The 14,043-nt window shown below is 67.1% G+C and carries 14 protein-coding genes and 1 pseudogene; 7 read left to right on the forward strand and 8 right to left on the reverse strand.

All coding sequences use genetic code 11. From position 1 onward, the window contains the following. Positions 1–4: 4 nt before the first annotated feature. The 4 genes from AC3ENO_RS12530 to AC3ENO_RS12545 are packed head-to-tail and all read right to left on the reverse strand — an operon-like array spanning position 5 to position 5,102. On the reverse strand, positions 5–853 hold the full coding sequence (locus tag AC3ENO_RS12530) for a DUF6671 family protein (RefSeq protein WP_434970945.1): 849 nt from the start codon (positions 851–853) through the stop codon (positions 5–7). A gap of 9 nt (positions 854–862) precedes the next feature. Next, positions 863–1,186 carry a DUF190 domain-containing protein gene (locus AC3ENO_RS12535; RefSeq protein ID WP_292707874.1) on the reverse strand — a complete coding sequence of 108 codons (324 nt, stop codon included), beginning with the start codon at positions 1,184–1,186 and terminating at the stop codon, positions 863–865. Continuing rightward, on the reverse strand, positions 1,177–3,744 hold the full coding sequence (locus tag AC3ENO_RS12540; RefSeq protein WP_434970946.1) for a putative inorganic carbon transporter subunit DabA: 2,568 nt from the start codon (positions 3,742–3,744) through the stop codon (positions 1,177–1,179). The genes AC3ENO_RS12535 and AC3ENO_RS12540 overlap by 10 nt, the downstream gene beginning before the upstream one ends. Beyond that, a complete protein-coding gene (locus AC3ENO_RS12545; RefSeq protein ID WP_434970947.1) occupies positions 3,741–5,102 on the reverse strand; it encodes a proton-conducting transporter transmembrane domain-containing protein in 1,362 nt (453 codons plus the stop codon). Before AC3ENO_RS12545 ends, AC3ENO_RS12540 begins: the two co-directional genes overlap by 4 nt. A gap of 170 nt (positions 5,103–5,272) precedes the next feature. Here AC3ENO_RS12545 and AC3ENO_RS12550 point away from each other — a divergent pair, with 170 nt between their 5' ends. Beyond that, entirely contained in the window at positions 5,273–5,560 is a 288-nt protein-coding gene (locus AC3ENO_RS12550) for a helix-turn-helix transcriptional regulator (protein ID WP_228177441.1), read from the forward strand. Between the two features lie 140 nt (positions 5,561–5,700). On the opposite strand, the pseudogene AC3ENO_RS12555 reads toward AC3ENO_RS12550, so the two are convergent. Continuing rightward, positions 5,701–6,444 (reverse strand): annotated as a pseudogene (locus AC3ENO_RS12555) (aldolase/citrate lyase family protein); the annotation flags it as partial. Here AC3ENO_RS12555 and AC3ENO_RS12560 point away from each other — a divergent pair. Beyond that, positions 6,425–6,829: a class II aldolase/adducin family protein gene (locus tag AC3ENO_RS12560; protein WP_434970965.1), complete on the forward strand. Its 405-nt coding sequence runs from the start codon at positions 6,425–6,427 to the stop codon at positions 6,827–6,829. The pseudogene AC3ENO_RS12555 and the gene AC3ENO_RS12560 overlap by 20 nt on opposite strands. A 5-nt stretch (positions 6,830–6,834) precedes the next feature. Here AC3ENO_RS12560 and AC3ENO_RS12565 read toward each other — a convergent pair whose 3' ends face one another. Continuing rightward, positions 6,835–7,557, reverse strand: coding sequence for a DUF4386 domain-containing protein (locus tag AC3ENO_RS12565; protein WP_228177439.1), 723 nt, complete (start codon positions 7,555–7,557; stop codon positions 6,835–6,837). A 98-nt stretch (positions 7,558–7,655) separates the two neighbouring features. Between AC3ENO_RS12565 and AC3ENO_RS12570 the strand changes: the two genes are divergently transcribed. Beyond that, positions 7,656–8,324 carry a TetR/AcrR family transcriptional regulator gene (locus tag AC3ENO_RS12570; RefSeq protein WP_228177438.1) on the forward strand — a complete coding sequence of 223 codons (669 nt, stop codon included), beginning with the start codon at positions 7,656–7,658 and terminating at the stop codon, positions 8,322–8,324. 58 nt (positions 8,325–8,382) lie between these two features. After that, positions 8,383–9,120, forward strand: a complete 738-nt coding sequence (locus AC3ENO_RS12575; RefSeq protein ID WP_228177437.1) for a sulfite exporter TauE/SafE family protein — start codon at positions 8,383–8,385, stop codon at positions 9,118–9,120. A 71-nt stretch (positions 9,121–9,191) separates the two neighbouring features. Here AC3ENO_RS12575 and AC3ENO_RS12580 read toward each other — a convergent pair whose 3' ends face one another. Both AC3ENO_RS12580 and AC3ENO_RS12585 read right to left on the reverse strand, forming a co-directional pair. After that, positions 9,192–9,965, reverse strand: coding sequence for an IclR family transcriptional regulator (locus tag AC3ENO_RS12580; protein ID WP_434970948.1), 774 nt, complete (start codon positions 9,963–9,965; stop codon positions 9,192–9,194). Between the two features lie 88 nt (positions 9,966–10,053). Further along, positions 10,054–11,508 (reverse strand): aldehyde dehydrogenase family protein, encoded by a 1,455-nt coding sequence (locus AC3ENO_RS12585; RefSeq protein WP_434970949.1) that lies wholly within the window; start codon positions 11,506–11,508, stop codon positions 10,054–10,056. A 175-nt stretch (positions 11,509–11,683) separates the two neighbouring features. Here AC3ENO_RS12585 and AC3ENO_RS12590 point away from each other — a divergent pair, with 175 nt between their 5' ends. From AC3ENO_RS12590 to AC3ENO_RS12600, 3 genes are read left to right on the forward strand one after another with little or no spacing between them, the layout of a single operon-like run. Continuing rightward, entirely contained in the window at positions 11,684–13,126 is a 1,443-nt protein-coding gene (locus AC3ENO_RS12590; protein ID WP_434970950.1) for a Rieske 2Fe-2S domain-containing protein, read from the forward strand. After that, positions 13,123–13,713 carry a 3-phenylpropionate/cinnamic acid dioxygenase subunit beta gene (locus AC3ENO_RS12595; RefSeq protein ID WP_228177434.1) on the forward strand — a complete coding sequence of 197 codons (591 nt, stop codon included), beginning with the start codon at positions 13,123–13,125 and terminating at the stop codon, positions 13,711–13,713. Before AC3ENO_RS12590 ends, AC3ENO_RS12595 begins: the two co-directional genes overlap by 4 nt. Next, positions 13,710–14,021 carry a hypothetical protein gene (locus AC3ENO_RS12600; protein WP_228177433.1) on the forward strand — a complete coding sequence of 104 codons (312 nt, stop codon included), beginning with the start codon at positions 13,710–13,712 and terminating at the stop codon, positions 14,019–14,021. Before AC3ENO_RS12595 ends, AC3ENO_RS12600 begins: the two co-directional genes overlap by 4 nt. Positions 14,022–14,043: the final 22 nt, after the last annotated feature.

Genomic DNA, 14,043 nt, shown 5'->3' on the forward strand with positions numbered 1-14,043 from the left:
GACGTCAGGGGTTGCAGGTATCGCACCGCCCGGGGTCGGCGGTGCGCGCTGGGAGTGTGACCTCTTGCCGCCGGGGGCATGACGCGCAGCCCCACACATCGGCGCGGATGGCGTGGGTCGGCGCACCGCAGGCGGCGCAGGGCAGCCCTCGCTCGCGCTCGACGATGCCGTAGCCAGGGGTACCGCAGGCCGGGCAGAGGCAGAGCAGTCGCGCAGCCAGATGCCAGGCGAGGCGCCGGATGACCCGCTGCCGTGTCGGATTCATGTGTGCGCGCAGGTCGGCCTCGATCGTGACCTGGCCCGCTGACAGCATTCGCGACACGGGTTCGAAGGTCTGCACGCCCTTGACGACCTCGCCGCGAGAGCCGCGGATAACCGCGCCGTGGGACGGGTAGCCGAGGGCGCTGAGCAGTACCCGGGCTTCGGCGGGGGTTGCAGCGGTCCGCGGTGGGGGCACGTGGGAGAACCGCCGATGCGTCTCGGTGATGTGGATGCCTCGAGCGCGATCGACGAAGACGACGATCTCTTCGTGCACTGGCGGGCCGAATCCGAGCACGCTCGCGAACGATGCCTCGGTTCCGATCCCCAGTGAGGCCCCGAGCTCATCCGCAGCAGCCTCAGCCTTCAGTCGTGCCGCCTCCGCGGGAGCCACCCGCCGCGGCCTCTCGCCCGTGAAGGTTCCCCATTGGTCGGTGTTCACCTCCCGGGTGGCTACGACGAGCACGCCGTGCCACCGCCGCAGCGCGGGCTCGAGTTGCCTCTCCTTGCCGTGGAGTGTGCCGACCGCGGCGGTCATCCCGTCGTAGGGCGAGCCGGTTCGCGCGCTCCCGCCGTCCGGGCCGATTGTGGTCACGTCAGGGGGTCAGACGAAGTACTCGGCCCGGCTTACTGCCGTCTCCGAAACGAACATGACACCCGACATCCGCGTGAGCACCGGATGCATCGCCGAGGCGATCGCGTCGGCGCGATCTTCAGGCACAACCGTGATGAGCATCGTCAGCGCGTCGTGGTCGTTGAACAGCATCCGCCCCCCACGCTCGCCGTGGTGGCCGAAGCCGGCGACTCCCGACACGGCGGTGTAGCCGCGCGCGCCGAGGCTGCGGATGAGGTCGGTGACCTCGGGTGCGTGACGCGCGGGGATGACGATCTCGATCTTGACCATGGGGGTGAGGTCTTTCAGTTCCATGCGGTGGACTCCTTGGGGGTCGGGGCTGGGGTGTCGGAGAGTGGCTGAGTGCGCCATCCGTAGCGGGTGAGGGTCGCCCAGTCGGTCTCGTCGTCCGCACGCGCGCGCAGGGTGATCCAGCGGTTATCGACGAGCTGGCGGACGACGTGGGAGCGCGAGACGATCTCGCCGACACGATCGAGCGGTGCCTGCACGAAGACCTGCAGCCGCACGGGCTCGTGCCTCGCGTCGTGTCCGTAACCCACGGACTGCCACGCGAGACCGGCGCGGAGGTCTCCGCCGTAACCGGAGACGACCCCGACGCTGCCGACGACGTTGTGCAGGGTCTTGCTCCCGGCGCCGAACCGGTTGGGGGAGAGGGTGGATGCCGAGTACTGCGCGTTGATCCACTGAGCGACGATCATCGGGGCAGTCAGGATCGTCTCGAGAGCTGATCCGTCGGGGTCGGCGTCGGTCTCGTAGCTGTGGAGGAAGACGCGGCGCGCGAGGTTGCGCTCGGCGGTGACGCGCCGGGGCGCGACGATCATCGCGACGTTTCCGCACAGGCCCCACTCGGGGTAGACCTGCGCCCAGTCGGCGCCGCGGCGATCGAGCTCGGCGAGCACCACGTCGTCGGTCGGGCTCGCCGGTGCGCCCGGCAGTTCGACGAGGCGCTCGCGGCCGTTCCCGATTCGCGCGCTCGCTGCGGCATCCTTGAGGGCCGCGAGGTCTGCGGCGTGGGTCGCGGGAACGGTCCACGGCTCGAGGATCGCGATCCGATCGGTGACGGTGTCGTGCTGCGCGGCAAGGAAGACGGTGTCGGCAGGGATGTGAATGCCGCGCCCTTCGAGACCGCGTCGGGTCTCGGGGTCGTTGAAGACTGCGGCTGCCGCGCGTGCGTTCGGTGACCCTTCGTGACCTCCACACGCACCGCACTGCAGGGCCGCGGCGAAGGGGTTGTTGGCGACTGTCGCTCCGTGGCCGCACAGCACCACCAGCCTCGCGAACCCGTCGACGAGTCCCATCATCCGAAGCGCGGACTCGGCGTACGCGATCCGCTCATCCAGGGCAAAGGCGACGTCGGGGTCGAGGCGCGTCGCCGGACGCGGTGCGACAGTCTCCCGCAGGTTCCGCGCAACGCGCGCCGTCGTCACGGGGGCGACGGTGCGCGCGACACTGACCGGTCCCGCCGCCCACCCGGCGATTTCCGCGTAGGCGAACGGTGAAGCCGCCGACTCGGCGACGCCCTCGAGGGTGTGATGTGCGGCGTGCGTGGCGTCGATGCCTTGCCGGAGACGCTGGATCGCCGCCTGATCCGCCGAGCCTTCGTGCACGCGGGCACGTGGTGCCACCAGAACGGGACACGAGGCGATCGCGGGGCCGCCCGCGGCATCCTCGAACGCGATGGCGAGGGCGAAGAAGCCTGCGAATCCGAAGGTCTCGATGTCTCCGGATGCCTCCAGGTGGCGCCGCATCCCCTCCGAGCGAGGGTCGATGCACATCACCACCTGAGATGCCGGTCGGCCACGGTCTGCCCGCGGGCGCGAGCGCGGCGAGACCAGCAGCGCGAGGTGGCGTTCGGCAGCGGCGTGCCACGCCTCGAGGCGGCAGGACTCGGGAAGCCCGTGCAGGATGCGGGAGAGCTCGGCGCGTTCGGTCTGGGTGAGCGTGAGCGCCAGGGCCTCGGCGACGGCGGCGACGCGTTCGGTGTGACGCTCGGCGGGGAACACGGCGGTGGTGGCGGGCCCGTTCGGATGCCACGCCGGAGTGCCCGATGGCAGCCAGAGCAGTTCCAGCGTGACGCGGGCAGCGAGCCAGTCGGTGAGGGTGACTGTGCCGCTGGAGCCGTCGGCGATCGCCGACGCCCACCCCGGGAGGCTCAGCAGGTGGGCGCGCAGCAGGGCGACGGCATCGTCACCGACGGCCTCCCAGTGCTCGAGCGCCGTCGCAATCGCCTCCTCCGGTGACTCGGCGGCGGTCCGGATGCCGCGGCGAACACGCGCGGGAAGCGTGAGGTCGCGGGCGGCGCTGCGGCGCCAGGCATCCCAGAACCGACCAGCCTTCAGCGGGTCGTGTGCCGGCGCGTGTCCGAGTGAACGCGCGGCGATCCGCGCCAGGTAGGTCTCGATCTTCGCGTGTACGCGCGGAGCGAAGCGCTCAGCCGGAGTCAGGAGCGTGCGTCCAGGCAGCGGGACTTCCGGCGACGCGAGCAGGTCCGCAATGAAGACCTCAGCCACGCGGATGTCTCTCCCGCTCCACAGCACCACGCGATCGAGCGAGACATCGTGCACGAGCGCGTCGAGCGCGTCGGTGAGATCAGCGTCGTTCACGCCACCGGCTGCGTAGAGCTCGCGGTAGGCCGATTCCGGCCGGACGAGTGACGTGCCGTGCTCGGCGGCGATCCGTTCCCGGGCGAGGTCCCAGGGCAGATCCTCATAGCCGGCATAGGGGTTGCGTGCAATGAACCGGTGCAACGGATACTGCGGGGCCAGAGCCTGGGCTGCGGCGATCACGAGCCCGCGGACATCCACAGCCCGTGGGGGTGTCTTTTCTGCGGGGGGTAGCGGGGAGATGGTCATCGAGAAGACCTTTCGTACTCGACGGGTTCGGTAAGCGACGCGGCGTGCGATGGTGGCGCGGGGGATGTGCCCCACCCGGATGCCGCGCCGTACACGTAGTCCCGGATCGCGGTGGGTGCCGCGGGACTGACAGCGAGGCCGGCGAGCACGGCCGTCACGAAGACGCAGACCGCGAGCCAGGGACTGGCCGCGGCCCCGAGGGCCAGCGGGAACGCGTTCTCGACAGCCGCCCACAGCAGGACGTAGCCGGATGCGACGCCGCTGACTCCAGCCGCGATCACCCAGCGCGACCTGCCTTGTCCGCCCGTCGCTGCCCACACCCCGATCCACACGGTGGCGGCGATGAAGGGGACCAGGGCGCCGCCCGGGTGCGAGAAGCTGTCTGCTATCAGGGCGATCACCACCACGATTGCGGCGGCAGCGGAGGCGACACCGGAACGCAGGACGCGAGTGTCCGCATCCTGCGCCCGCGATGGTGACGGCTCGCCCAGGAGCGCGGATCCGGCGGCAAGGAACCGGTAGGACTTGTAGAGCGCGTGCCCCACGACGTGCAGGAGCGCCAGCGGCCAGGCGCCGATCGCGCAGGCCAGCAGCATGAATCCCATCTGGGCCGCCGTCGAGTGCACGAGGCGTCCTTTGACGTCGGGTCGGGTCGTCATCGCGGAGCCGGCAATGACGACCGTGAGCCCGCCGGCGATTCCCACGATGACCGGGGTAGTCCAGGCCTCCAGCGGCGCAAACCGCACCAGCAGAAGCGCCCCGGCGTTCACGAATCCGGCGTGCAGGATCGCCGACACCGGTGTCGGGGCGGCAAGCGTCGCGGGCAGCCATCCGTGAAGGGGAACGGATGCCGCGCGCGTGATCGCCGCGATCGCGACGAGGACTCCGACGAGAAGCGCCAGAGTGGTGTCGACGGCCGCCAGGTCGCGCAGGGAGGTGACAGGCGTCCCCGTCACGATGGCGACCGCCGTCAGGAGAGCGATATCGCCGATGCCGAAGGCGACGAGCGTGCGGCGCAGAGCCACGCGGGTTTGAGCAGTGCGACCGCCGAGGGTGATGAGCGCGATCACTGCAGCGCTTGCGACCACCCATCCGATCGCCAGGACGATCGCATTCGGGGCTGCCGCCGTAACGGTGAGTCCGGAAGCCAAAACCGACGACAGGGCGAAGAACCGGGTCGCGCGCGGGTCTCCCTCGAGGTGGCGGATGCTCCACAGCTGCACAGTCCCGGTCACGCCGAGGGCGAGCGTGGCGAAGATGCTTCCGACGACATCGCCCGCGTATACGGCGGCCAGAACGAGCGACGCCGCGGCCAGGGTGAAGGCGATCCAGGTGGTCGCGACGCTGACAGACCGCATCCGTCGTGATCGTCGACCCGCGATCGCTGTGACAAAGGCGCCTAAGAGGACGAGCGCGGTCGCTGCGAGCAAAAACGGGTTCACACGAGGCAGATTACAAGTAACAAATTACCAGAAGCAAATTACCGGTATAGTTTCGCGTGTTTTGTAGGTCAGGTATCATTTCGAAGGTGGGCACTTGGACGTTCCTCACCAATCACGCGCACGTGTTGATCACGGTGGCGCGGGATCCGGGCATCCGCCTGCGCGACATCGCGTCAGCCGTCGGCATCACCGAACGCACGGCCCAGCAGATCGTCAGCGATCTCGTCGAGGGCGGCTATCTGCGCAGGGAGAAGGACGGGCGGCGCAACACCTATCAGTGCGTGAGCGACCTCCCTCTTCGGCACCCCGTCGAAAGCGACCACGCCGTCGGAGAGCTGCTCGCAGCCCTGGGCGACACCCCGGACCGCCGTTGAGGGTCAGCCGGGCTCAGTCCGCGACGACAGAAGCGCGGACTGTCGGTGAGCTCGGCGCAAAAAGTCCCATGGCAGTGATCGAACTCGACGATGGGTGCACCGTTGCGGCGCACCCGCGACGCTGGCAGCAACGAGCGAGATCAGTAGCTGGCGCGTTCTGAAGACTCGGGCTCCGTCGCGGCGCAGTAGCGAGCCGCCAATGCTTCCGAGCCTCGGGCAAGGAGTGCGACGTCGGCGCCGACGAGCATGTACGCCGCCCCGCAGTCGAGGTATCCGCGGGCCGCGTCAGGGTCGAACGCGTTCACGCCCACCGGCTTGCCGGCGGCGGTCACGGCGGCGAACGCCGCGCGCACCGCCGCCGCGACCTCGGGATGGGTCTGGGCGCCGAGGAGGCCCATGGACGCCGAGAGGTCACTGGGTCCGACAAAGACGCCGTCGATGCCGTCGACTGCCGCAATCTCACCTGCCGCTCGCACGGCATCCACCGTCTCGACCTGCACGAACAGCGAGACGTGCTCGTCCGCGTCCGCGAGGTAGTCGTCCACGCGGTTCCACCGTGCCGAGCGACCGAGCGCGGAGCCCACGCCGCGGCGGCCGCGGGGCGGGTAGCGCACCGCGGCGACAGCGGCGGCGGCATCCGCGGCGGAATTGACCATCGGCACCAGGATGTTCTGCGCTCCCAGATCGAGGACCTGCTTGATGATGACGGCATCGTTCGCGGGGATGCGGACCACGGCGGTGACGGGGTAGGCGGCTGCAGCCTGCAGCTGAGCGAGCACGGACTCGACACCGTTGGGTGCGTGCTCCACGCACATCGCGGTCCACGCCGACCAGGTCGCGACGCGGAACGTGGAGTTCCAGGCGGTGGTGCACGCCCAGCCCCCTCATCTGACCTTCCTGTCCCACATTCCCGCGTACCGCGACGATGCCACGATGAACGCGCGGCTGCTGCGCTGGGAGCCGGAGTCGATCGTCGCGCTTTCCCAGGGCATCCGCGTGCTTCCGTTCCTAGTGCCCGGTTCTCCCGAGATGATGGCGGCGAACGTGGCGGCGCTGCGGGAAACCGACATCTCCCTGTGGGGAAAGCACGGCGTCATGGCCCGCTCCGATCTTTCTGTCACGCGAGCGGTCGACCGCGTCGAGTACGCCGAGACCGGGGCGAAGTACGAGTACATGAACCTCGCAGCCGGCGGGATCGGAGAGGGCCTGACCCGGGACGAGATCCGTAGCGTCGCCGACGCCTTCGCGGTCAGTTCGCCCTGGATCTGACGCTCTCACGCGGCGACGGGGATCTTCGCCTCATCGTCGGTGGCCGGGCTGGAGCGCCGTCCCGCGAGCAGCAACCAGATCGTGAAGACGAGTTCGCTCACGATCGACGTCGTCGCCACGACGGCGAGCATCACCCCGCCGACCGGCTCATAGTCGGATAGGACGATGTGCAGAAGGGTGTCGAGTCCGTACGCGGCGCCGGCGATCATCAGGATGGCGCCGATGGCGCGGGGAGCGATCCGTGAGCGGATGATCAGCGCGCCGATCAGGATCAGATGCACACCGAAGGCGATCAACCCGACGAGCCAGGCGAAGTCGAACGCCGCGAACATGAGCAGCGCCACATCCGGGCCGAGGTCTGCCGCGCCGAGGCTGACCTCGAGGCCGACGAACAGGAAGACGGACGCAGCTCCGAGCATCACCGTGTAGACGATGCGAAACCATGCTGCGACCAGGGAGCGGGTCCGCCCGGCGGGGAGGAACAGCACGTACAGACCCCACGCCACGGCCACGTCGATGAGGAAGATCAGAACGAACGACGCCAATCCAAGGCGGAACAGGCCCTCCTGCTCCCTGATGGCAGCGGTCGTGGCGAGGGCGTCGGTCGGGTCGATCATCCCCTGCTTCACGACGAAGTTGGCGAAGATCGCAAGAACGAAGAGGGCGACGTAACCGAACGCGGCAACACGTGCGGCGGTGCGGCGGCGGATGTCAGTGTCAAGGGGCATGTCGATTCTCCTGGGTCGTGTCGTACTTAGTACGCTTCTGAGGGCACTGTATTCTTACTAAGTACGAGTCGTCAAGTCGACGGCGGAGGGGTGGAACGATGGTCGGCAAGCCGGGGGTCGTGCGCGGCTCGCTCGATCGTGGACGGATCATCGGTGGTGCCGTGGAGCTCGCTGACGATGTCGGCCTCGAGCCGTTGACCATCCGACGGCTCGCCGACCATCTCGGTGTGAAGCCGATGAGTCTGTACCACTACGTCAGTAGCAAGGACGACATCGTCGACGGGATGGTAGGGCGCGTCTTCGACGAAGTGGGCATGCCCGATCCCAGGGCCTCGTGGGATGCAGCGGTCCGAGAACGGGCGCGCTCGTTGCGCGCGGCATTGCGCCGGCATCCCTGGGCGATCCCGATCATGGAGTCGCGCCGGACTCCGGGGGTCGACATCTTGAAACACCACGACGCGATGCTTGCCACCTGGATGCGCTCAGGAATGCCTCTCTGGGCCGTGGCCCACGGGGTCGCGGTCATCGATGCGTTCGTCTACGGATTCGCGATGCAGGAGGCGGCGCTGCCCCTTGGCGGCACTGGAGGCGATCTGAGCGAGGCTGGGGAGCAGATCGTCGCACCGCTCTCGCCCGACGAGTATCCCGCGCTCCTGACCTTCACGGTCGAGCACGTGATGAAGCCCGGGTATGACTTCGGGGATTCTTTCGAGGTGGGACTGGATGTCATCCTGAGCGGGGTCACGCGCCTCGCTTCGGCGCAGTGACGGGAACGCGCCCGGTGCGACTCGGGTAGCGTGCTCAGCGTGAGTCGAGTGACCGTCCGTGCCTGAGCTCAGCGTCATCGCGTGGCTCGCTCTCGCGGCGGGCGCGGTCGTCATCGGGCTCTCGAAGGCGGCGCTTCCCGGCGCCGGCACGATCGCGGTCGCCCTGTTCGCGGCGGCACTACCCGCCGAGCAGTCGACGGGGACGATCCTGCTGTTGCTCATCGTCGGCGACCTGTTCGCGGTCCTCGCCTATCGGCGCCACGCCGACATTCGGGCCCTGCTGCGCTTGATCCCGACCGTCGTGGCGGGGATCCTCGCCGGGACGCTGTTCCTGGCCTACTCCTCCGACGAAGGGGTGCGCCGCACGATCGGTATCATCCTCCTCCTGGTCGTTGCGATCACGCTGTGGCGACGGCGAGCCCAGACCGATACCGTGACCGCGCCGAGCGCGGCAGCCGCGGGCGTGTACGGAGTGCTCGGCGGGTTCACGACGATGGTCGCGAACGCCGCGGGCCCGGTCATGTCGATGTACTTCCTTTCGGCCCGGCTGCCCGTTCACGTCTTCCTCGGCACCGCTGCATGGTTCTTCGCCGTCGTCAACGTCGCCAAGGTCCCCTTTTCGATCGCCTTCGGGCTCATCACGGTGCCGGGACTCGTCGTCGATCTGATCCTGGTCCCCGCCGTACTCCTCGGCGCACTCGTCGGGAGGCGCATCGCCGGCGTCATCAGTCAGCGTCTGTTCGAGCAGATCGTCATCGTCCTCACCGTCGTCGGTGCGGTCTACCTCGTCATCTGACCGTCCTACGCGGCCTGGCTGGCGTCAGCCCAGGGCGATGGATGCGCCTCCTGTGAGCGGTGAGGCGGCATCTACCCCAGAAGATCGGCGAGTGTGAGTGCTGCTTCCCGGAGTTTCCGCGAGATACTGCGCGACTTGCTTTGGGGCAGGCGGAACACGGGGGCCGAGATGTTGAGTGCGAGCTTCAGGCCGGAAGAAACCCCGACGGCGACCGCGACCGACGCGACCCCCATCTCGCTTTCCTCGCGGTTGGTGGCGTATCCGTCGCTTCGCACCCGCTCCAGCTCTTCCTTGAGTTGAGACAGGCTCGCTATCGACTTCGGTGTGACAGTCTCGAGATGTTCGTCCGGGTACAGGCGATCGAGGCTGTCGTCGCTGAGTTCGGCGAGCAGCGCCTTTCCCGTCGAGGTGCAGTGCGCAGGCATCGACAGGCCGAGTCGTGAAGCCACCCGAACTGCCGAGGCGGGCTCGGCGACGGCGAGGAACCGGACACGATCTCCCTCGAGGGTGCCCAAGTGCGCGGTCTCCCCGATCTCTGCCGCGAGGTTCTCGAGCAGGGGCTGAGCGATTCGCGGCAAATCGAGTCTGCGGAGGACGGAGAAGGCGACGGTGGTGAGTGCCGGACCTGGCCCGTACGCCTTGGTCGCGGTGTCCTGCCGCGCGAAACCTCGCCACGTGAGCATGGCCAGTATCCGATGCGCGGTTGACGTCGCCACGCCGAGGTGGGCGCTCGCCTCGGTGAGACGCACATCACCTCTTTCCCCGAGCAGGAGAATCAACCGCAACGCGTTGTCGATCGACTCGATGGGGTACTGGGGCGCCGCGGTGGTAGTCGATCTCTGCACAGGGGAATCGTAGCCCTTCGCCTGTGACGGCGCAGCGACCTCGAGAGCCGACACTTGGGGGCGCATTCCGTCGAGTGCGGTACAGGCTCTACGTCAGCATGATCGTCGTGGTCTTCGTCTCGGCATAAGAGAGGAGCTCTTCGAGAGACTCTTCCCGACCGATACCTGAGGCCTTGACTCCTCCGAACGGAAGCCCCCAGAAGTGCCGGCTGCCGCTGTTGACCAGAACGTACCCCGCCTCAACGCGCTGTGCGACGACGTGGGCGCGTGTGATGTCACGGGTCCAGATGCTCGAGGTGAGTCCGTACTCGACGCCGTTCGCGATCGCGATCGCCTCCTCGTCGGAGTCGAACGTGATCACAGAAAGTACCGGGCCGAAGATCTCGTTCTGCTCGACGAACGACCCGGGAGCCACCCCGGACAGAAGTGTGGGCGCGACGAACCACCCGTCGGGGGTTCCGTCCGGCCGATGTCCACCGGTCTCGACAGTCGCGCCTGCGCTGAGAGCCTCGGATATCGCGTGCAGGGACTTCTCCATCTGAGCTCTCGACACCAGGGGACCCATCTCAGTGGAAGGGTCCAGGGGGTCTCCGACGCGGATCGATGCCATACGTTCCGCGACGAGGCGGATCATCTGCTCGGCCACCGAAGAGTGGACCAGCAGTCGGCTCGTCGAGCCGCAACTCTGCCCGGCAACCCAGGTGAAGTTCATCCCGGCGACGGCGCCGGCAGCGGCGGCTTCGAGGTCGGCGTCTTCGAAGACGATCTGAGCGTTCTTCCCACCCAACTCGAGGGTCACGTGCTTGACTCCCGTCTCCGCAGCATCCCGTTGGATCGACTGGCCGGTCGTGGTGGATCCGATGAACCCGATTCGGCGAACATCCGGATGCCGAACCAGGGCACGCCCGGCTACGGCCCCGCGACCGCTCACGACAAGCAGGAGGTTGGTGGGAAGGACACCCGTGGCCAGCTCGGCCAAGCGCAGGGATGAAAGGGGCGTCTGGTCGGGTGCCTTGAGCACGACAGCGTTGCCGGCCATCAATGGAGCGGCGATCTTCGATGCCGCGAAGAAGAAGGGGTGGTTGAACGCGCCGATGCGAGCGACGACCCCGTACGGGATCTGCGTTGTGTAGTGCAGGTTCGCGCTGACCGGGATCGTCCGGCCGCCGAGCTCGAGCGCCATGTCGGCGAAGATGTCGATGAGCTCCGCAGCCGCATCCACGTCGTTTCGCATCATGGACAGGGTGAACCCGCCGTCCAGCGCGTCCAGTTCGGCGAGCTCTTCCTTGTGGTCCCGGATCGTGGCGGCCAGGCGGCGCAGCACGGCCGCGCGGGCGCGAGGCGGCAGGGCTGCCCACTCCGGTTGTGCGGCGTGGGCAGCTCGGACCATCCGATCCACCTCGCTCGCATCCAGGTCGGGGACCGACGCGAGCGGCTCGGCGCTGGTCGGGTTCTCGACCTCGTAGCGTGACGAAGTTTCCCACGCAACGCCGTCGAGGACGGCGTTCCAGGTGCGGGTGGCGGCGTTGGGGGACGGGCTCATCTCGACTCCAGGATCGGCAGACACTAATTCTGTTGGTCAGAAGCATAGCGACGAGGGTGGGTGTATTGCTTGACAAAATGTCCCTGTCGAGTAGAATAAGATTCTGAAGGACAGAGACAACAGCTGCGCTCCGAGCTCTGAGTGCAGAAGCGCGGAGACAGAGGACTGGGTACGTATGGGCAATCCGACGACGACCATCTACGACGAGATCCGTCGAGGGATGATTCCGGCATTCATCTACAACGACGGCGAGATCTTCGACCGCGAACGCAAGAACCTCTTCAGCAGAGCCTGGCTGTTCGTCGGCCACGAGTCGGAGATCCCACAGGCGGGTGACTATGTCGTCCGACGCGTCCTCGATGACTCCTTCATCATCGTTCGCGACGAAACCGGCACGATCCACGCGCACTTCAACATGTGCCTCCACCGCGGCATGCAGGTGTGTCGTGCCGAGATCGGAAACGCATCCCACTTCCGTTGCCCGTATCACGGCTGGTCCTATCGCAATGACGGACGTATCGTCGGTCTCCCGTTCCACCAGGAGGCCTACGGCGGCGAAGCAGGATTCAGCCGCAAGGGAGCGCGGCTGCTGCCCGCCCCGAACCTTGACATGTACAACGGTCTGATCTTCATCAGCATGGACCCCGAAGCTCCGCCGCTGCTCGACTACATCGGCGACTTCCGCTTCTACCTCGACTACTACACGAAGCAGAGCCCGAGTGGGATCGAACTCAAGGGGCCGCAACGTTGGCGCGTGAAGACGAACTGGAAGATTGGTGCCGAGAACTTCGCCGGCGACATGTACCACACGCCGCAGACGCACACCTCGGTCGTCGAGATCGGCCTGTTCCGTGAACCCAAGGCTGAGAAGCGCAAGGACGGCAACACCTACTGGGCCGGGAACGGCGGAGGCACGACGTACAAGCTCCCACCGGGCGACCTCGACGAGCGTTTGCGCTACGTCGGCTACCCGGAAGAGATGATCGCCCGGATGAAGGAGACCTGGTCGCAGGCTCAGCTGGATGTCGTGGGACGCGACGGCTTCATGATCTCGGCCGCGTCGATGTTCCCCAACATGAGCCTCGTCCACAACTGGCCGAAGGTCGAAGAGGGCTCGGACGAGGACGTGCTCCCGTTCATCTCACTGCGCACGTGGGTGCCGATCAGCGAGAACGAGACCGAGGTCTACTCCTGGTTCGCCGTCGACGCCGAGGCGCCCGAAGAGTTCAAGGCACTGTCGTACAAGGCCTATCTGATGTGCTTCGGTTCGAGCGGCATGTTCGAACAGGACGACGTCGAGAACTGGGTATCGCTGACGAACACGGCCAAGGGGTCTATGGCTCGTCGACTCCTCCTCAACGGACGGATGGGCATGTTGAAGGACGGCTCGCCCGTCGTCGCGCCGCTCACCGAGGACGAGTTCGCAGGGCCCGGCGTCGCGCACGTCGGCTACGGCGAGTACAACCAGCGGCATCTGCTCGACCGTTGGGCCGACTACATGGAGCCGGAGTACGAGGGAGTGGACTTCCACGCGCTCACCATCGGTGGCGAGATCTCATCGGATGCGACTCCCCGCCCGAAGGGAATCACCAATAACGGGCAGGAGGTGACCCGATGATCGAGGAGACGGGAACCGCGATCTCGCAGGCATCACGACTTCGAAAGGACTCGACGCTCGCATCTCGTGTGGGAGCATCGCTCCCTTTCACGAGCGAGATCCACAACACCATCAACCGGTGGCTGGTGGAGGAGGCCTACACCCTTGATCAGCAGCGCTACGAGGAATGGCTCGAACTGCTGACCGAGGACATCCACTACATCATGCCGGTGCGCGCGACGACCGCCCTCGGCACACCGTTCACGACCTCTCCCGGGATGGCGCACTGGGACGAGAACAAATACTCGCTGAGCCGCCGTGTCGCGCGCTTCCTCACTGAGCATGCCTGGACCGAAGACCCCCCGTCTCGTCTGCGCCACTTCATCACGAACGTGCGGGTGTTCGAGAGCGACGTCGCCGGCGAGGTCGTCGCAGATTCCGCCGTGTTGCTGTTTCGCAGTCGCGGAGATGTGAACGAGCCGTCGTTGATCTCGGCACACCGCGAAGACGTCTTCCGTGAAGTCGATGGCCAGTACAGACTCGCCCGTCGCGTGATCATGGTGGATGAGTCGGTGCTGCGGACCCAGAACCTGGCGATCTTCCTATGACGATCGAGTGGGAAGGCGCCGACCTCGACCGCGCGGCCGCGAGCGCTGCCGCCGAAGAGCGTGCGCGGCTCCTCGAACGTCGGGTGGGTGAGCCGCTGCAGATCGCGAACGAGTTCTCTGAGATCACCGTCTCGCGCGTCGAGACCCGAAACGGAACACGACTTCTGATCGATTCGTCGAAGACAGGCCAATGGATCGCCCTCGATCCGCTCGAGCTGGAGGCTCTCACCTGGCAGACGGTGCGGACGTTCTCCGAGATGATCGGGACCCCCGACGCGCCACTGTTCCCAGACTCACCTGACCAGTAACCCCCAACCGACCAAGAAGGAA

It is taken from the genome of Microbacterium sp. bgisy207 (assembly GCF_057706855.1).

Coding starts and splice junctions, on each gene's coding strand:
- AC3ENO_RS12590 (WP_434970950.1), top strand. CDS start 11,684: ATGGGCAATCCGACGACGACCATCTACGACGAGATCCGTCGAGGGATG.
- AC3ENO_RS12535 (WP_292707874.1), bottom strand. CDS start 1,186: ATGGAACTGAAAGACCTCACCCCCATGGTCAAGATCGAGATCGTCATC.
- AC3ENO_RS12595 (WP_228177434.1), top strand. CDS start 13,123: ATGATCGAGGAGACGGGAACCGCGATCTCGCAGGCATCACGACTTCGA.
- AC3ENO_RS12565 (WP_228177439.1), bottom strand. CDS start 7,557: ATGCCCCTTGACACTGACATCCGCCGCCGCACCGCCGCACGTGTTGCC.
- AC3ENO_RS12600 (WP_228177433.1), top strand. CDS start 13,710: ATGACGATCGAGTGGGAAGGCGCCGACCTCGACCGCGCGGCCGCGAGC.
- AC3ENO_RS12570 (WP_228177438.1), top strand. CDS start 7,656: ATGGTCGGCAAGCCGGGGGTCGTGCGCGGCTCGCTCGATCGTGGACGG.
- AC3ENO_RS12540 (WP_434970946.1), bottom strand. CDS start 3,744: ATGACCATCTCCCCGCTACCCCCCGCAGAAAAGACACCCCCACGGGCT.
- AC3ENO_RS12545 (WP_434970947.1), bottom strand. CDS start 5,102: ATGCGGTCTGTCAGCGTCGCGACCACCTGGATCGCCTTCACCCTGGCC.
- AC3ENO_RS12585 (WP_434970949.1), bottom strand. CDS start 11,508: ATGAGCCCGTCCCCCAACGCCGCCACCCGCACCTGGAACGCCGTCCTC.